Here is an 18163-nt window from a genome sequence, read left to right as displayed (position 1 = left end):
GGATATAAGACGGGAAGGTGTAGAGCCTTCCGCCATCAATCTGGTGTATTCTGGCTATTAACATAGTCCTTCAGAGTCTCAATCGTTGCACCGCCAGCACTGCAAGCAAAATAAGATCTTGACCACATTAATCCTGATTTACTCTGAGCTGTAAGGTGCGTATTCAGTATTCGCAACCGTCTTGATGAGGTTGACTTGAGATTATTCACCATGACACTGATAGCCAGCTTGGGCGGATAGGCCACCAACAGGTGTACGTGATCTTTTTCCCCATCCATTTCAAGTAACTGGCATTCCAGTTTTTCACACGCATTCTCGAACGATTCCCGTAACTGCTGGATCATATAACCGTCAAATAGTTTCCGTCTGTACTTTGTCGTGAACACCAAATGAACAACCAGTTTGGTAACGCTATGTCGTTTGCGAAGGTAGCCTTTGAGTAAATCTTTATTATGTACACTCACTTGAAAATCTCGGTAAAACGTATGTAATATACAGTTTATATTATTGAGCACTGAAATAACATAACATGTTGCGAGCTACCAAAGTACGAATCTACCCAACAGCAGAACAGGCGGAATTTATAGACCGTCAGTTTGATGCTGTACGGTTCGTATGGAACAAGGCTCTGGCTATCAAGGTTCATTGCTACAAGATTCGTGGGCAAAGTCTCTCACCCAAAAAACATCTGAAGCCTTTACTGGCAAAAGCCAAGAAAAGCAGAAAATACGCATGGCTGAAAAATTCTGATTCTATTGCGCTACAACAGGCCACTATCAATCTGGATAACGCCTTTCAAAACTTTTTCAATCCCAAACTGCAAGCAAGGTTTCCACGTTTCAAGAAAAAGCATGGCAAGCAAAGCAGCTACCATTGTATGTCTGTTGCTGTCGGTGATAACTGGGTCAAAGTGCCGAAGTGCAAGCCCATCAAGGCTAAAGTGCATCGAGAAATAGTAGGCAAGGTGAAGTCTATTACTCTGAGTAGAACACCAACCGGCAAGTATTTTGCTTCCATATTGGCTAATGATGCTCAGGAACAACTAAAGCCGATTGATAATCTTGAAGGTAGTCAGGTTGTCGGCGTGGATATGGGTATTACTGATCTGGCTATCACCAGTACCGGTCATAAGACAGGAAACCCACGCTTTCTGAAGAAAGCACAGCGTAACCTGAAAAGGAAACAACGGGCTTTGTCTCGCTGCAAGAAAGGCTCAAAAGGCAGACACAAAGCCCGCTTACTGGTGGCAAAGGCGCATGAGCGTGTAGCCAATGCCCGTAACGACTTTCAGCACAAGCTGTCAAAGAAACTCATCGACGAAAACCAAGCGGTGATTGTAGAGACACTGAAGGTTAAAAACATGCTCAAGAACAAGCGCCTTGCTCGTTCTATTGCTGATGCTGGCTGGCATTCCCTGATAACCAAACTCGAATACAAAGCAAAACAGGAAGGCAAGCATCTGGTGAAGATAGACCAGTGGTTTGCATCCTCTAAAACTTGCTCTGTCTGCGATTTGAAGCAGGAAAAAATACCATTGAATATCCGGTCATGGGAGTGTTCTTGTGGAGCTACCCATGATCGAGACATCAATGCAGCTCGCAACATTAAGAAGCAAGGCATGTTGAAATTGAAGGCGGAAGGACTGTCCGTTTCTGCTGATGGAGGCTTGCGTAAATCCGACGTACTGTCGGTTGCTGCCTAAGAAGTCAGAAGCCTCACCCGATAGGGCGGGGAGCAGTCACTTTGGCCCAGCAGCTCAAAAAACGAACAAACAACCCGGCTATCAAAGTTTCCAACTCCAGCCAAGGCTGCAATCATTGAGAGGATAAAATCCAGAGGCGGAATATTTCCTGTCGTATAGTAAAACCAGGCTGCTCAGCGATATTGGGCAACTGAGAGTGATGTACGTCAGCAGTTTTTTAACTCAACTGAAGTACCCATCCTGTTCAGCCTTGGTAATCTGAATTTTTAAGACTTGATGCCCAGTGAATAAATCTTATTAATGGTTTTTTGAGTTAAACAGCCTGACTCAATCAAACCAGTGATGATTTTAGTTATTGGTTGACAGGTGCATTCACAGTACATGAACGATGAATCAAGCAACTCATCACTGTGGGGTGCTTTTTTTTCAAGTTTGAAGTTCAAATCAAGGATGTCCGGGTTTGACATGAAAGCAGTGTACAGAATGTCAGGGTCGAGGTTACTGTTTAATAATTTATTTTTAACCTTTTCAATAATTTTTTCATTCTTTGGTATCCAGGTATTGTTTTTTTTAATTTCTTTATAAACGGCCTTTTGCCAGCTTGACCAATCTGACTTAATCACTTTGGTCGGATTCTTGCCGAACTGCCCCGGATTAATGCCTATGACACTGACACCACACCTGTGAGTTTCATTCAGAATGGAAGTAAACTGATGCATTAGTTCAATTTTATCGGCATCAGTATCTCTCCCGCTGGTAATAGCGGTTGTTATGAATTCTCCAGCCAGATCACAGGCTGAGACGACCTCAAGTTGGTTGCATGCAGTATTGTAATCCGGCAGCTGGCTATCGGGTGTTTCATCGTTTACTGAACTGGCTTGATCCTCAGAACCCCGGGCGTATATCTTGTTAACCAGTTCTTCGTCCACGAGTCCCATTGAGATGGCTTTCGTAATAAAGTCTATTGCGGGTATACATCGGCCTCGCATCAGCCCGGCCAACTGCTGAAAAGGCTTCTCTTTGTTTAAAATAGAAGTTATGGAAAAAAAGTCATAATACTCCGGGTCCAATGGTGGTAAAAATGCAAACAGCAGTTTTTCTGTGTCCTCTGATCCGATCCTGTCTCCTATTTCCTTGATGGCACCATATCCCTTATCAAAATCCTTCTGGTCGACGTTGTCTTGCCACTTTTTCCAATCGCAATGGCTAAAATTCTTTGGGTTGGTTAGTGCGCTCAGTTCAGTCGGGAGTATAAAAGGTCTGGGGATGCGCTCATTTAATTGCTTGATCATTCTGGCAAACAGTGATTTTTTGCATTGGTTAATGTCCCCCTGGTTGGATTTACGGATTGCTTCGGCGTTGACAATAAATTTTCTTGCCAGCTGTTCAATGGAATAAAGACTGTCATCGATGGCTTCCTGGTAAGTGGGGGGAGCATCAGTATTTAAACAGGTGGAAGTAGAAATGCCCGTGATCATAGATTATCTCTGTAATTGCAGGAAAAACACATTGTGTGGAAAAAAGCATTCACCACTCATTGACCTATTGATTAAAAAAAAGTTCAGTACACTAACCTGGGGTCGTGAGTTCACAATGGCTTCTGGTGACTTATTGCGGGTGTTCATGTTCCTCGCTGGGGCTAAAGTCTTCTGCCACGATGGCAGTCAGGGTTTTGATTCTGTCTGGATTTTTTTCGGATGTGAAGTGGTCAAAATGGTAAGCTATTGCCTGAAAATTCATATCGGTTCTTTATTGTCATGTCTGACCCGCTTCTTTATATAGTTTCTACGCCAATGGGTAATCTGGGTGATATGACGCCCAGGGCCATAGAGGTGCTTCGTCAGGTTGACGTTATTGCCGCAGAGGATACCCGGCACAGTAAGCGTTTGATGAATCACTTTGGTATTGATACTCCGCTGATTCCCTGCCATGACCACAATGAACGACATCAGGCCGGGATGATTGTGCGACGTATGCAGGCGGGGGAGACCATTGCCCTGATCAGTGATGCCGGTACGCCGTTAATTTCTGACCCGGGCTTTTACCTGGTCCGGTCGGTGAGAGAGGCCGGGTTTCGGGTGGTTCCCATTCCCGGGGCCTGTGCATTTATCGCCGCGCTGTCAGTCAGTGGTTTGCCTACGGATCGTTTTTATTTTGAAGGTTTTCTGCCCGCTAAAGGGGCGGGGCGTCGTAAGCGAATAGAATCGTTGGCGGCTTTTTCCAGTACCTGGGGGGTTTATGAGTCGCCACACCGGATTATGGAACTTCTGGAAGATCTGGCAACGGTGCTCGGTGGTGACCGGTACATTGCTCTTGCCCGGGAAATCACCAAAACCTTTGAAACCGTGATGACCGGTACGGTGTCGGAGATTCAGGCCGTTTTGCAATCCGATGCCAATCAGCAGCGTGGCGAGTTTGTGGTGCTGATCGAGGGCTATAAAGAGGAAGAAGATTCTGAAATCAGCCCCGACATTGCAAAAATGCTGCAACGTCTGTTACAGGATTTACCCATTAAAAAAGCGGCTGCCGTGGTCGCTGATCTGACCGGGTTGAGAAAGAAAGACCTCTATGAATTGGGTTTGGACATGAAGAAGGGGGAGTAGCTGCTGTTCCCGGGAATTGTCCCTGAATATCTTCCTCTGTTTGTTAAAAACTGAGAGTCTGACCAAAGTCGCAGAACCCGGGGCAGACTCTACCGGCCATTGATCAATTATGTTCCGCTATTTTATTGCTCACTGCACAAAGCAGGACGATTAATGGGCCCCATTTTCAATAAGGAGTTCCTGGCACGGGGTGTGACCTTTCCGGGTAGCCAGGTCCAGAGCCGTCTGGTCAGGGTTTGTCTTCACATTGACTTTGATGCCGGGAATGGCCAGCAATACCCGGAGGGTCTCTGTGTGACCATTAAGGGCGGCCAGGTGGTGAGCCGTACAGCCCTTGTTGTCTTTATCTTTAACCAGGTAGGGGGCAATGGCCAGCAATGCCCGGGTGGCCTCTGTGTGGCCTTGATGAGCAGCCAAGTGGAGAGCCGTGTTGCCATAGTTATTCTTGGCGTTGGCCAGGGAGGGGGCAAAGGCCAGCAATACCTGGATGGCCTCTGTGTGGCCTTCAAGAGCAGCCAGGTGGAGAGCCGTGTTGCCATAGTTATTCTTGGCATTGGCCAGGGAGGGGTCAGTGGCCAGCAATATTTGGATGGCCTCAGTGTTGCCTTCAAGAGCAGCCAGGTGGAGAGCCGTTCTGCCATTGTTACTCTTGGCTTTGGCCAGAGAGGGGTTAGTGACCAGCAACATCTTGACTATCTTTGTGTTGCCATTGCGGATAGCAAAGTGGAGATCATCAAAGTCAAGGGACTGGTCCCTGTCCGACCATACCTTGACCGTGACGGTGTCTGTGCGGTTATAGAAGGCAGCACCGTGGAGAGGCGTGAAGCAATCGTTAGCCTTATCTTCTTCAATAATATTCGCCCCGGCCCGGTTCAGCATTTGCGAGCAATCGGTGCGGTCCGACCGGGCCGCAAGGTGCAGGGGTGTCTGATCATCGTGATCGTCAGTGTTGACAACAGCACCGCTTTCGACCAGGGCCCGGACGCAATCATGGTGGCAGTATTGGATGGCGACAGCTAACGGGGACTCAGGTTGACCAGTGAGCGCCGAACGATAAGTCCGATTTGCCAGAGTCTCGTCTTCGGCCAGCAGCCAGTTCAGCGTTGTCAGATTACCGGTACGGCAGGCATGAAGCATCAGGGATTCACAATAAGGTGATTCCTCGTCAAGGACGTGACTCCCACCCAGAGGAATCAATGGCAGTAACGGTTGCTTGCATTGATTGCATTCGCGCAGGTTAAGACTTTTTTCGGCCTGCTGTTCACTGTCAAGCCATTTGGTGATGCATTCCAGATGGAAAACGTGTGATGACGGGCAAGAAGTTTTGACCAGTCGCCCACCCTGTTGTCCGATACGATCGTCGCTACTTTCACAGAGAGAACAATTAAAAGATAAATCTGACGCACTTTCCCTGACACTGATCATTGCTTTACCGAACGCCACGACCCAATTCCTTGACTTGGACAAAAATGAGCAGAGAGAGTTTCATAGTAAATAGAATTCTAACAAGACGATTGTCGTTAAAATTCAAGACCCGACACCGGTTTGCTGCCCGTTTCCCGCTGCCCGAAAAGCCGCAACCACTTGTGCTTTTGCGGGCAGCGGGAAACGGGCGGCGGCTTTTTACCAGACTAAGTAAAATGATGAAGTTTATTCCGGGACAACTCCTAAAGGTGGTTTCGCCGGAAGAGGGTATATGGATAACGGTTTTTGCCAACCCGGAAACCGAGTAGATTGTTATTACGGTTGATTATTGATGATTTCACAAGTAATATTCGCCGCCGCGAGCTGGCCGGGCAGTCGCTGTTTATTCTGGTTGTTTGATCAGAGTGAAGGGAGGAAAGTCCGGGCTCCAGAGGGTAGGGTGCCAGGTAATGCCTGGGGGGCGAAAGCCTACGGAAAGTGCAGCAGAGAGTAGACCGCCTAAGCCAGTGTTCTTTTCAACGCTTGTTGTAAAGAAGTTGGCCGGTAAGGGTGAAAGGGTGCGGTAAGAGCGCACCGCATGGCTGGTAACAGTCCATGGCACGGTAAACCCCGCCTGGAGCAAGACCAAATAGGAATCCTATAGGTGTGACCCGCACTGGATTCGGGTAGGTTGCTTGAGGTGTCTGGTGACAGACATCCCAGATGAATGACTGCCCAGGCCTGCTTTGGCAGGCTGGACAGAACCCGGCTTACAGGCCGGCTCGCGACTCTTTTTTCCGCTTCAAGTTTGCTTTTCCTGATCGTTTCCAGGGTGTCTGTTGCCCCCGACGCGATTCTGTCTTTGTCTCACTGTCTTTAAATCCAAAGTCTTTATCGCAATAAAAGTGTTTTGTACCCGCTGTTGCTGCCTTTAAAAAAATAGAACCATAGTTCTTTAATTCCTCCATAGATTCTGTTTTGCCCTTTGTTTAAAGGCTTTCGCTATTCATTTTTCAAACTGTTCTTTTATTGGGTTGTCCAATAATGACGGGGAAGAGGTAGAACCCCTGCTTGACGTGGGTTTTTCAGATTCCTATAGTGTGCTTTAGTGGTGTAAAGTGGATTATTGTGGGGCGAATTGGCGGGGCCAATTGATGGAACGAAACAGGTGGAGCGAAATGGGTGGTCGAATGGAGTTGGCTCTCATTAGTGCTTTTTATAAGTGATGGTCACTTTAAGGTTTTCAGGGGTTCGGGGACCAGGGAGAAGGTAATGTGTTTCGCGGTGTAAATGCCATTAATCTGGATGCCAAAGGGCGTCTTGCCATACCAGCCCGTTATCGGCAGGTGTTGCGGGATCGCTGCGGTGGTGCCCTGGTGGCAACGATTGACACCGACGAACCTTGCTTGCTGATTTATCCATTGGATGAGTGGGAGCTTATTCAGCAGAAAATTGAAGCACTTCCCAGTTTTCATCCAATGACCCGCCGGATTCAGAGGCTCTTGATTGGGCACGCCACCGATGTAGAGCTGGACGGCAATGGGCGTATTCTTATCCCTCCACTGTTGCGTGACTACGCAGGTCTTGAAAAGCGCAGTATTTTGCTGGGTCAGGGCAAGAAATTCGAGCTTTGGGATGAACGTTGCTGGAATGAGCGCCGCGACCAATACCTGAAAGAAGCCAGTGAATCAGAAGAGATTCCGATGGAGTTGCAGTCGCTCTCTTTGTAAATCACTTTTTTTGCTGTTTTTGAGTTAAGAAAGCTTTGTGAAAAGTTTATGAAATCGTTAAATCGTGTTGGTAGTCAGGCAGATGTCAGCAAAGGTGGCAAGGAAATGGTAGCGACCCAAAATGAGGTGGCTGACCATGTGCATAAAACAGTGCTGCTGAATGAGGCTGTCGATGCGTTGCTGACGGATCCAGCCGGAATCTATGTCGACGGTACTTTTGGCCGAGGCGGGCACAGTCGTTTGATTTTGAACACCCTGTCAGAGCAGGGACGGCTGGTGGGTATTGATAAAGATCCATTGGCCATTGCCACCGGTGTCCAGCTGGCCAGTGAGGACCCACGCTTTGCAATTCATCACGGTTCTTTTACCGATGTGGATTCCGTGCACAGTGACCAGTTGGTGGATGGGATTTTGCTGGATCTTGGGGTTTCTTCGCCCCAGCTGGATGATCCGGAAAGAGGTTTCAGCTTTATGCAGGAGGGACCTCTGGATATGCGGATGAATCACCAGGATGGCGAGACTGCCGCTGGCTGGCTGGCGCGGGCAGAAGAACAGGAGATCAGCCGGGTCATCTGGGAAAATGGCGAAGACCGTTTTTCCCGCAGGATGGCCAGGGCCATTGTCAGGGAAAGGGATATTGAACCGATTCTGACCACACGACGGCTTGCCGATATCATTGCTGCGGCCTGCCCCACCAGGGAGAAGGGTAAGCACCCGGCGACCCGTGCGTTTCAGGCGATCAGAATCCATATCAACCGGGAGCTGGAGGATCTGGTGCTTTGTCTGGATCGGGCTCTGGAAAAATTGAAGCCCGGTGGCCGACTGGTGGTTATCAGCTTTCACTCATTGGAAGACAGGATTGTCAAACGCTTTATCCGCAAGCATCAAAAGGGGGATGAGCTGCCAAGCTGGCTGCCGGTGACAGAAGATCAGTTGAATCGGCGGATGAAAAGTCTGGGCAAGGCGATCAAACCTTCCCGGCAGGAAGTGCAGGAAAATCCCCGGGCACGAAGTGCAGTTATGCGTGTGGCAGAAAAGCTGGTTTGATGATGGGCCTGATGATGGATAGTGGTCTTCTGGCGTGTCTGCATCTTCTTCGATCTCATGGTGCTGCGCTTTTGCTGTTGTTACTGGTGATATTGTCGGGATTGTCTGTGGGTTACGTTTCCTACGAGAACCGTCTTCTGAATAACCGGATTCAGCAGGAGCTTGAGAACCGGAACAGTGCACAGGTTGAGTGGGGTAAGTTGTTGCTGGAACACAGCACACTGACATCACCGGGAAAAATTGAACAGGTTGCCAGGGAGAAACTGGACATGGATGTGCCAAAGAGCAGCAAGATAGAGATGGTTCTGCCATGACTCAGGGGCGAACTCAGGGACAGAAAGTATCACCGCGAAACCGGTCAGCGGCCGGGAGCAAAGCTGGCAAGGGGACTGTCTGGATTGGCCGTGTGGTGAATAGCCTGACCCGGAAGTGGCGGCTGAAAATGCTGCAGTCGGTCCTGCTGGTGGCAGGGCTGGCCATTGGTTACCGAATTGTCGATTTGCAATTGCTGGATCGGCACTTCCTGCAAAATGAAGGTGATAAGCGTTCTGTTCGCTATGAGTCAGTGGCTGCGCACAGAGGCGTAATTTTTGACCGCAATGGTGACCCGCTGGCGGTCAGCACGCCGGTTGTCACGATCTGGGCTGACCCTGAAGTACTGTATCAGGCCAGTGACCGCTGGCAGGACCTGGCAAAGGCGTTGGGCGTTTCCCATAAGTGGCTATCGGATCGTGTGCAGGCGGCCAAAACCCGGGATTTTATCTACCTAAAACGGCAGCTGACACCGGAGAAGGGGGCAACGGTCATGGCCTTGAGAGTGCCGGGTGTCCGGGCGATCAATGAGCACCGGCGCTACTACCCGGCTGCCGAGGTGACCGCCCATCTGGTGGGTTTTACCAATATCGATGAGTCTGGTCAGGAAGGTCTGGAGTTAGCCTACAATGATTGGCTGTCCGGTGAGCCAGGTCAGCGAAGGGTGCTGAAAGACCGTAAAGGCCAGCTTGCCCGACAGGCTGAGCTGATGAAAAGTGCCAGCCCCGGCAAGGAACTGATGCTCAGTATTGATCTGAGGCTTCAGTATATGGCCTACCGGGAGTTGAAAAAGGCGGTTGAGCAGCACAAGGCCAAGGCCGGTTCTTTGATTATGCTGGATGTCAAAACCGGGGAAGTGCTGGCAATGGTCAATCAGCCTGCCTACAACCCGAATAACCGGGCGGATATGCAGGCCCATAAGATGCGCAACCGGGTGGTGACCGATATGGTCGAGCCGGGGTCAACAATGAAACCTTTTGCGGTAGCGGCTGCCCTGGAGTCTGGTCAGTTTCACAAAGACTCAGTGATTAATACCGCACCCGGTTACCTGCGACTTGGCAGGGATCAGGTAAAGGATAACCGGAATCACGGTGCTATTGATGTGACCACTGTGCTGAGACAGTCCAGTAACGTCGGGGTGTCAAAAATGGTGCTGGCCATTGGTCCGGATAAGATGCTGGATTTGCTGCAGAGGGTTGGCCTTGGTCAAAGCACCGGCACCGGTTTTCCCGGAGAAAATCCGGGCTATTTGCCCTATCGGGATCGCTGGAGTGATATCGAGATTGCCACCTTATCCTTTGGCTACGGTTTGACCGTGACACCGTTGCAACTGGCTCAGGCCTATACCGTACTTGGCTCCGGTGGCATGATGCGCCCTGTCTCGCTGATCAAGAGAGATGTGGTGCCCGACGGTGTTCGGGTAATGGATCAGCAGGTGGCGGATGATCTGAGGAAAATGCTTCGTGAGGTGGTTCATGGCGGAACCGGTGGCCGGGCGATGATCGATGCCTTTGAGGTTGGCGGGAAAACCGGAACGGCCAGAAAGGTGGGGCCAAACGGTTATATCAAGGATCGCTACATAGGTATGTTTGCCGGTTTGGCACCTATTGATAATCCACGGTTTGCCATGGTGGTCATTATTGATGATCCCTCTGGCAAGAACTATTACGGTGGCCTGATTGCCGCGCCGGTATTCTCCAAGGTGGCAGCCGGGGCGCTGCGAATGCTGGGGGTTGAGCCTGGTGAGTTGGGTAATCCGGGGGCAGATCGGCGTATGGCATTTAATCCCCATGATCGGGATGAGCAAATTTCTACACCATTGGAAGAAGGTTAAAGCGAAAAGCAATGACAGCTGAGCAAGAGAATACTCTCAATGGCGTGCTTGCCGAACTGCAGCTACCGGTGGTAGCGGTAGACAGGAAGCTGAATCATATGACCCTCGATAGTCGCAAGATTACCGGGGGTGAGTTGTTTATTGCGATTCCCGGTATTCAGTCCGATGGCCGCAACTACATTGCTGATGCCCTGGAGAAAGGTGCCGCAGCGGTGCTGGTGGATGATAGCGAAGGGTTTGATCTGTCTGCTGCGGCAGGCAATGAGTCCGTTTTTTTTGTTCCGGGCCTCAGTGGCAAGGTTGGGTCCCTGGCTGATCGTTTTTATCGGCAACCTTCTGAACAGTTGAGCGTTATTGGTGTTACCGGCACCAATGGCAAAACCTCCTGTTGCTGGTTTATCTCTGAAATCCTCGGGCAGCTGGGCAAGCCCTGTGCATTAATGGGCACCGTGGGGCGCGGGTTGCCGGGGCAGATGGAGGCTTCCTTAAATACCACCAGTGATGTGATTTCCCTGCAGCAGTACCTGGGGCAACTGGTAGCGGATGGCGTAGAGGCGCTGGCTATGGAGGTGTCCTCCCACGGGCTTGATCAGGGACGGGTGTCCGGGGTCTCTTTTGAGGTGGCGCTGTTTACCCATATCAGTCGTGATCATCTGGATTATCATGGTTCCCTGGAGAACTACGCAGCGGCCAAGGCCCGGCTGTTTTCCGAGTGTACATACCGGTATGCGGTTATTGGCAAGGACGATGAGTTTTCACCGCTGATGCTTTCCTCCTGCCCACAGAATGCCAATATCACCACCTGGTCCCTGGAAGATGCTTCGGCAGATGTGTATCTCAGTAACATTGAAACGTTACCGCAAGGTTTCAGGGCAACCCTTCATACGCCCTGGTGTGTGGGTACATTGGCGACTTCATTACTGGGACGTTTTAACCTGGAAAATCTGTTGGCGGTTATTGCTGCGTTGGGTGTTCAGGGGTATGCACTTGATCGCATTCTGGCGGCTATTCCGGCGATTTCTGCCCCTCCCGGCAGGATGCAGCAGTTTGGTGGTGGCACTCAGCCGCTGGTGCTGGTTGATTATGCCCATACGCCGGATGCCATTGACAGTGTGCTTTCTTCATTGCGTGAGCACCGTGCGCAAATAAAGAGAATGACCCCTTCCGAAAAAGATTGCGAACAAGAAGCCGGGAAAATTGTCTGTATATATGGGTGTGGTGGTGACCGGGACAGAGGTAAGCGACCTTTGATGACGTTCGCCGCTTTGAACGGTGCGGATAAAGCAGTGCTGACCAGTGATAATCCCAGAACTGAAGATCCCCGCCAGATCATCACTGATGCGCTGGACGGTATTACAGAGAATGACCGTCAGCGCATTCAGGTGATTGCTGATCGCTCTGAAGCCATCCGTTCCACAATTACTTCCGCCAGTGCCGGTGACATTATCGTGATCGCGGGCAAGGGGCATGAAACCTATCAGGAAATTGATGGTGTTCGACATCACTTCGATGATGCAGAACAGGTGCAGCGGGTATTGCAATCGCAATGCACAGGCGCTCGGTTGCAAAATGTTCAAGAGGATGTGCAGGCATGATTGAATCGATGCGCCTTGCCGAAGTTGCCGGGATTGTTAACGGTCAGTTACATGATCTGCCAAATGATGAGCTGTCAGTTACCGGTGTCAGTATTGATACCCGAACATTGCAACCGGGTGATCTTTTTATTGCTATCAAAGGTCCCCGCTTTGATGGTCACGATTATCTGGGCCAAGCACAGGCGGCAGGCGCTGTTGCTGCCCTGACAGAGCACTATGTCTCTGGTGCTGCCTTGCCACAGATTGTGGTAACCAATTGTGAACAGGCGCTTGGGCTGTTGGGTGCTGCCAATCGCAATCACTTTTCCGGGTGTCTGCTCGGTGTTACCGGCTCCTGCGGCAAAACATCGGTTAAAGAGATGTTGCTGGCCATGTTCTCCGAAGCTGGCCCAACGCTGGCAACGCAGGGCAACCTCAATAATGCGCTGGGCACACCCTTAACGTTGTTAAGAATCAACGAAGCCCATCAGTTTGCCGTGGTTGAGATGGGTACCAGTGCTCCCGGCGAAATTGAATACATTGCCAATATGGGCAGCCCTGACGTATCCGTGATCGTCAATGCCGCTGAAACCCATCTGGCGGATTTGAAGAGTGTTGAAGGGGTTGCCTGGGAAAAAGGGTTTATTCTGGATGCTCTGCCGGATGATGGTACAGCTGTTCTGAATATGGATGACCGGTTCTACGGTCAGTGGTGTGACCGGGTTCTGCAAAAGCCGGGTCGACACATTATCAGTTTCAGTGCCCAGAGTCCTGAGGCGAACTGTTTTGCCAGTGATATCACGCCCAATCAGGAAGGCACCCGATTTACGCTGCATATTCGCCGAAAGGGGCAGCAGCCAGAGCAACAAACGCTGCAGCTTTCCTTCTGGGGGCGCTACCAGGTGACCAATGCCTGTTGCGCGGCGGCGGTTGCACTTGCCTGTGGGTTGTCGCTGGACATTATTGCCCGTGGACTGGAAAATGCCCGACCTTATCAGCGGCGTGGACAACGCTTTGTTCATTCGTCCGGTGCAGTCCTGATTGATGAAACTTACAATGCCAACCCGAAAGCGACGCTGGCGGCACTGGAGCAGCTGGCGGACTGTGGCGGCCGGACCATTATGGTTCTGGGTGACATGCTGGACCTGGGTGAGATATCCGATGAACGTCATAGGGACATTGGCCGCTATGCGCAAGAACTGGGTATTCAGCAGTTTTTGAGTTTCGGGCCTTCTGCACGCCTGGCCAGTGAAGCCTTTGGCAGCGGACAGCACTTCGACGATAAAAACGAGTTGATTGCCTTTCTGAAAGCACAGCTTCAGAGCATTACTAACAGCGACAGTATGGCTGTCATGGTGAAAGGATCAAAAGGGATGAAGATGTTGGACATTATCCAGGCTCTGATTGGGTCTGATTACAAGGGAGATGCCTGATGCTGGTCTGGCTGGCAGATTATTTAGCCCAGTATTACCATGGATTTCTGGTGTTCAAGTACCTCACGTTGCGAGGTATTTTCGGGGTCCTCACGGCTCTGGCCATGAGCTTATGGCTTGGGCCTCACTTTATTCGCAAACTGAGTTTTTACCAGATTGGCCAGGCGGTCCGTGATGATGGTCCGCAAAGCCATTTAAGCAAGGCTGGCACCCCGACCATGGGTGGTGCCCTGATTCTTATCTGCATTGCCATCAGCACCTTGCTATGGGCCGATCTGAGTAACCGCTACGTCTGGGTTGTGCTGTTTGTTACCGGTATTTTCGGTGCGGTTGGCTGGGTGGATGATTACCGCAAAGTGGTTGAAAAGAACTCCCGTGGTCTGCCCGCTCGATGGAAGATGTTCTGGCAATCGGTTGCTGGCCTGGGTGCCGCTTTTTTCCTGTTTTTTACCGCGCCATCCGCGACAGAAACAACCCTGATTATTCCCTTTTTCAAAAATGCCACGTTGCAGCTGGGGCCATTTTTTGTGGTGCTGGCCTACCTGACCATTGTCGGTTCCAGTAATGCCGTCAACCTGACGGATGGCCTGGATGGTCTGGCTATTTTGCCCACTGTGATGGTGGCTTCAGCCCTGGCGGTATTTGCCTATCTGAGTGGACATGCAACCTTTGCCCAGTACCTGCTGATTCCTGCGGTGCCGGGAGCCGGAGAGCTGATGGTATTTTGTGCTGCCATCGCCGGGGCAGGCCTTGGTTTTCTCTGGTTTAACACCTACCCGGCCCAGGTCTTTATGGGCGATGTGGGTGCTCTTGCGCTGGGTGCTGCCCTCGGGGTTGTTGCGGTTATCGTCCGCCAGGAAATCGTGCTGATTATTATGGGCGGTGTTTTTGTTATGGAGACGGTCTCTGTCATTTTGCAGGTGGGCTCCTACAAGTTAACCGGTCGTCGTATATTTCGCATGGCACCGCTGCACCACCACTTTGAGTTGAAAGGGTGGCCTGAACCGCGGGTCATCGTGCGCTTCTGGATTATTACTATTGTGCTGGTTCTGATTGGACTGGCATCGTTGAAAATTCGCTAACGGGTTTAAGGGTAACGGGATTGTGACAAGAAGTACTCTTGTTAAGAAAACAGCTGCAGCAGAGAACGAGCCATCAGGGCTGATTGGCTCGAGCTGTCATCGTGTGATTATCGGTCTTGGCAAGACCGGGTTGTCCTGTGCCCGTTATCTTCATAGCCAGGGGTTGCCATTCAAAATTATTGATACCCGGGAAACACCTCCGGGTGAAGCGGAATGTCGTCAGCTATTTCCTGGTGTGCCCCTGCATACCGGTGGTTTCAACGAGCAGTGGTTAATGGCTGCCGATGAGTTGGTGGTTAGTCCGGGCATCGCTCTGTCGGAACCGGCGATCGCCCGGGCGATGGACAATGGCGCTATTGCCATTGGTGATATTGAGCTGTTTTGTCGAGCGGTCAATACGGCCTCGGCTTTTTCATCAAAAAAGAAGCCACTCGTTGCCATTACCGGCTCCAATGGCAAAAGCACGGTGACCACGCTGGTTGGTGAAATGGTCAGCTGTTCAGGGCTTAAGCCTGGCGTAGGGGGTAATATCGGAACTCCGGTACTTGATTTGCTGGATGATGACAGTATTGATGTTTACGTTCTGGAGCTTTCCAGTTTCCAGCTGGAAACCACCTATAGCCTCCGTGCAACGGCGGCAACGGTTCTGAACATCAGCCCGGACCATATGGATCGTTACCCGACGCTGGTTGAATACCACCAGGCCAAGCAGCGCATTTACAAAGGGTGCGGAACCGCCGTATTTAATCGGGATGACCCTCTTACTTCCCCATTGCTTCCAGTGACTGCGGGAGCGGTGACCTTTACCAGCGGGGCTCCGGATCTTGGCCAGATGGGGCTTCTTGCTGACGATGACGGCATCTGGCTGAGCAAGGGGCTGCAAAAGCAGATCAATACCCGCCAGATGAAACTCAAAGGCCGTCACAATTATTTGAATGCCCTTGCTGCTTTGGCCCTGGGCGAAGCGATAGGTCTTGATGCCAATGTCATGTTCGAAGCGCTGATGGCCTTTCCCGGGTTGAAACACCGTTGCCAATGGTTGGGTGAGCAGGATGGCGTTGCCTGGTTTAACGACTCCAAAGCCACCAATGTCGGAGCCTCCGTTGCGGCTATTGAAGGCCTGGGCGAAGGGCTTGCAGGCAAGATTATTCTGATTGCCGGTGGTGATGGTAAAGGTGCGGATTTCTCCGATTTGCAGCCAGCGGTCGCGCGTTATGTCAGTCATCTGATCCTGATTGGGCGTGACGGGCCCGCCATTGAGCAGGCCGTGCAGGGCAGTGCAGAGATTCATCAGGTTGCCAGTCTGGATGATGCTGTCAGTCTTGCTGCACAGTTGGCCGAGCCCGGTGATGCCGTGCTGCTGGCACCGGCATGCGCCAGTTTTGATATGTTCAACAGCTTTGAGCATCGGGGTGACCGATTTGCCGAGCTGGTCAATGGTTTGATTGTATGCTGAAGCGGGTTCGACACAGCTTTCTCACGGAGAAAGAGTCCATAGAACAGGAAGGGGCAAGGTCCACGAATGTTGACATGACCCTGTTCGGGGCTGTGCTTGCCTTGCTGGCCATTGGTCTGGTGATGGTGGGTTCAGCCTCCATGGATGTTTCCAGTGCGACCTTTGGTGATCCATTCAGAGTCGTTTTTAAGCAGTTTCTGTTTATGGTAGTGGGGTTGGGTGCCATGGGCGTCATGATGCTGGTGCCTGTCAGCCGGATTCAGCAGTTGAGCTGGGTTGGCTTGCTGGTTGCGTTCTTTCTGCTGGTGCTGGTGCTGATTGTGGGCCGGGAAATTAATGGCAGTGTGCGTTGGATTCCCCTTGGCTTTTTTAACCTGCAAGCCTCAGAGGTTGCCAAGCTGTGTGTAGTGATTTATCTGGCAGGCTACCTGGTGCGACATCTTGATGAAGTGCGTACTCGCTGGAGTGGCTTTATCAAACCCATGCTGGTGCTCTCCGGGTTGGCTTTGCTGCTGCTTGCGGAGCCGGATCTTGGTGCGCTGGTAGTGCTGACCGTGGCGGTGATGGGGATGATCTTTATGGCGGGCGCACGGTTCCACCAGTTTCTGGTTATGATTGCCGGCGTGATTGTCCTGATTGTCCTGTTGATCTGGATGGAGCCTTATCGTATGGCTCGTATCACCTCCTACATGGATCCCTGGGCCCATGCTTTTGGCAGTGGCTATCAGTTAACCCAGGCTCTGATCGCGTTTGGTCGGGGAGCCTGGCTGGGTGAAGGGCTGGGCAATAGCATTCAGAAACTGTTTTACCTGCCGGAGGCGCACACGGATTTTGTTTTTGCCGTATTGGCAGAAGAGTTTGGCCTGATTGGTTCGTTGCTGCTGCTTGGGCTGTTTCTGTTTGTTGCCTGGCGGTCATTGCAGCTGGGCTCAAGAGCGGAAGCCAGGGGGATGTTATTCCATGGCTTCGTCGCTTATGGTATTGCCCTGCTTTTTGCCTGTCAGGCGTTGATTAATATTTCTGTGAATACCGGACTGCTGCCCACTAAAGGGCTGGCCTTACCCATGATCAGCTATGGAGGCAGCAGTTTAATTGTCAACTGTCTGGCATTTGGTATTTTGTTGCGCATTGATTTTGAACGTCGTCTGACTAAAGCCACAGAGGTTAAGCCGGTTGCGGGGCGTAAGGCTCAGGAGCGAAAGACGAGTGAAGCCGCTGGAGGTAATACAAATGGCTGAGCAGGCAGTTTCTCAAACGCCTCCGGAGGCACCCAAAGTGATTATCATGGCAGGGGGCACCGGAGGACATATTTTCCCGGGGCTGGCTACAGCCAGGGAGCTGATTAAGCAGGGGTACCGGGTGCATTGGCTGGGTACTCCCGGAAGCATGGAAGCCGAGCTTGTGCCCGGGCATGGGATTGATATTAGCTGTATTCCGGTCACCGGCTTGCGGGGCAAAGGGTTGAGTTTTCTGTTGAAAGCTCCCTGGCGTCTGGCTGTTTCATTATTTAAAGCCGTTCGGGTTCTGAGAGAACACCGGCCGGTTTGTGTTGTTGGTATGGGGGGGTATGTCACAGGGCCGGGTGGTGTGGCTGCGCGGTTGTTGGGAATTCCCCTGGTGGTTCATGAACAAAATGCCGTGGCAGGCCTGACCAATAAACTGCTGGCCAGGATTGCTACCCGGGTGCTTGAAGCGTTTCCGGGAACCTTTGCGGGGCTCTCTTCACGCATTGCCCGGAAAGTTATGCTGACCGGGAATCCGGTGCGTCCGGAGATTGTCGCTGTTCCTGCCCATTTACCACGCACTCCCTTAAGGCTTCTGGTCGTTGGGGGGAGCCGGGGAGCCCTGGCAATCAACCAGATGATTCCCCGGGTTTTACAAAACTGTGGTACTCAGACTGACGTCTGGCACCAGACCGGTAAGGGAACCTTTGAGCAGTGCCTGGCAGATTATCAGCAGCTCGGCGTTTCCGGTCGGGTAGAGCCG

The 18163-nt window shown here is 51.3% G+C and carries 15 protein-coding genes and 1 other RNA gene; 13 read left to right on the top strand and 3 right to left on the bottom strand.

What is annotated here, in order from left to right; translation table 11 throughout:
• Positions 1-35: 35 nt before the first annotated feature.
• Positions 36-464, bottom strand: coding sequence for an IS200/IS605 family transposase (gene tnpA, locus ACO6V1_RS17110; protein WP_422450927.1), 429 nt, complete (start codon positions 462-464; stop codon positions 36-38).
• A gap of 65 nt (positions 465-529) precedes the next feature.
• Between tnpA and ACO6V1_RS17105 the strand changes: the two genes are divergently transcribed.
• Positions 530-1702, top strand: a complete 1173-nt coding sequence (locus tag ACO6V1_RS17105; protein ID WP_422450929.1) for an RNA-guided endonuclease TnpB family protein — start codon at positions 530-532, stop codon at positions 1700-1702.
• Between the two features lie 266 nt (positions 1703-1968).
• Here the strand turns inward: ACO6V1_RS17105 and ACO6V1_RS17100 are convergent, their stop codons facing one another.
• Positions 1969-2994 carry a hypothetical protein gene (locus ACO6V1_RS17100; protein ID WP_422467774.1) on the bottom strand — a complete coding sequence of 342 codons (1026 nt, stop codon included), beginning with the start codon at positions 2992-2994 and terminating at the stop codon, positions 1969-1971.
• 465 nt (positions 2995-3459) lie between these two features.
• Here ACO6V1_RS17100 and rsmI point away from each other — a divergent pair, with 465 nt between their 5' ends.
• Complete coding sequence (gene rsmI / locus ACO6V1_RS17095) at positions 3460-4305, top strand: 16S rRNA (cytidine(1402)-2'-O)-methyltransferase (protein ID WP_422467772.1); 846 nt, start codon at positions 3460-3462, stop codon at positions 4303-4305.
• Positions 4306-4455: 150 nt separating this feature from the next.
• Here rsmI and ACO6V1_RS17090 read toward each other — a convergent pair whose 3' ends face one another.
• The gene (locus ACO6V1_RS17090) at positions 4456-5748 is read right to left on the bottom strand and encodes an ankyrin repeat domain-containing protein (RefSeq protein ID WP_422450934.1); all 1293 of its coding nucleotides are present in this window, start codon (positions 5746-5748) and stop codon (positions 4456-4458) included.
• Between the two features lie 341 nt (positions 5749-6089).
• Between ACO6V1_RS17090 and rnpB the strand changes: the two genes are divergently transcribed.
• From rnpB to ACO6V1_RS17035, 11 genes are all read left to right on the top strand, one after another.
• Positions 6090-6498: RNase P RNA component class A (rnpB, locus tag ACO6V1_RS17085), an RNA gene on the top strand.
• A gap of 485 nt (positions 6499-6983) precedes the next feature.
• On the top strand, positions 6984-7439 hold the full coding sequence (gene mraZ / locus ACO6V1_RS17080; protein WP_101746672.1) for a division/cell wall cluster transcriptional repressor MraZ: 456 nt from the start codon (positions 6984-6986) through the stop codon (positions 7437-7439).
• A 105-nt stretch (positions 7440-7544) separates the two neighbouring features.
• Positions 7545-8486 carry a 16S rRNA (cytosine(1402)-N(4))-methyltransferase RsmH gene (gene rsmH, locus ACO6V1_RS17075; RefSeq protein WP_422467776.1) on the top strand — a complete coding sequence of 314 codons (942 nt, stop codon included), beginning with the start codon at positions 7545-7547 and terminating at the stop codon, positions 8484-8486.
• Entirely contained in the window at positions 8486-8800 is a 315-nt protein-coding gene (gene ftsL, locus ACO6V1_RS17070) for a cell division protein FtsL (RefSeq protein ID WP_422467770.1), read from the top strand. The genes rsmH and ftsL overlap by 1 nt, the downstream gene beginning before the upstream one ends.
• Entirely contained in the window at positions 8797-10632 is a 1836-nt protein-coding gene (locus ACO6V1_RS17065) for a peptidoglycan D,D-transpeptidase FtsI family protein (RefSeq protein ID WP_422461837.1), read from the top strand. The genes ftsL and ACO6V1_RS17065 overlap by 4 nt, the downstream gene beginning before the upstream one ends.
• Before the next feature lie 11 nt (positions 10633-10643).
• Positions 10644-12227, top strand: a complete 1584-nt coding sequence (locus tag ACO6V1_RS17060) for a UDP-N-acetylmuramoyl-L-alanyl-D-glutamate--2,6-diaminopimelate ligase (RefSeq protein WP_422467768.1) — start codon at positions 10644-10646, stop codon at positions 12225-12227.
• A complete protein-coding gene (locus ACO6V1_RS17055; protein ID WP_422467766.1) occupies positions 12224-13639 on the top strand; it encodes a UDP-N-acetylmuramoyl-tripeptide--D-alanyl-D-alanine ligase in 1416 nt (471 codons plus the stop codon). The genes ACO6V1_RS17060 and ACO6V1_RS17055 overlap by 4 nt, the downstream gene beginning before the upstream one ends.
• Positions 13639-14721, top strand: coding sequence for a phospho-N-acetylmuramoyl-pentapeptide-transferase (gene mraY / locus ACO6V1_RS17050; protein ID WP_422450940.1), 1083 nt, complete (start codon positions 13639-13641; stop codon positions 14719-14721). Before ACO6V1_RS17055 ends, mraY begins: the two co-directional genes overlap by 1 nt.
• Before the next feature lie 22 nt (positions 14722-14743).
• The gene (murD, locus tag ACO6V1_RS17045; protein ID WP_422467764.1) at positions 14744-16177 is read left to right on the top strand and encodes a UDP-N-acetylmuramoyl-L-alanine--D-glutamate ligase; all 1434 of its coding nucleotides are present in this window, start codon (positions 14744-14746) and stop codon (positions 16175-16177) included.
• Positions 16171-17415 carry a putative lipid II flippase FtsW gene (gene ftsW / locus ACO6V1_RS17040; protein ID WP_422467762.1) on the top strand — a complete coding sequence of 415 codons (1245 nt, stop codon included), beginning with the start codon at positions 16171-16173 and terminating at the stop codon, positions 17413-17415. Before murD ends, ftsW begins: the two co-directional genes overlap by 7 nt.
• Positions 17408-18163: UDP-N-acetylglucosamine--N-acetylmuramyl-(pentapeptide) pyrophosphoryl-undecaprenol N-acetylglucosamine transferase (locus ACO6V1_RS17035; protein ID WP_422467760.1), on the top strand; the 756-nt coding region annotated here is incomplete at its 3' end. The genes ftsW and ACO6V1_RS17035, both read left to right, overlap by 8 nt.

The sequence above is a fragment of the Endozoicomonas sp. ALC013 genome (assembly GCF_049310205.1).
Classification (GTDB): Bacteria; Pseudomonadota; Gammaproteobacteria; order Pseudomonadales; family Endozoicomonadaceae; genus Endozoicomonas.
Note: the sequence above shows the minus strand (reverse complement) of the source record. Positions and strands in the feature narration are given on the sequence as shown.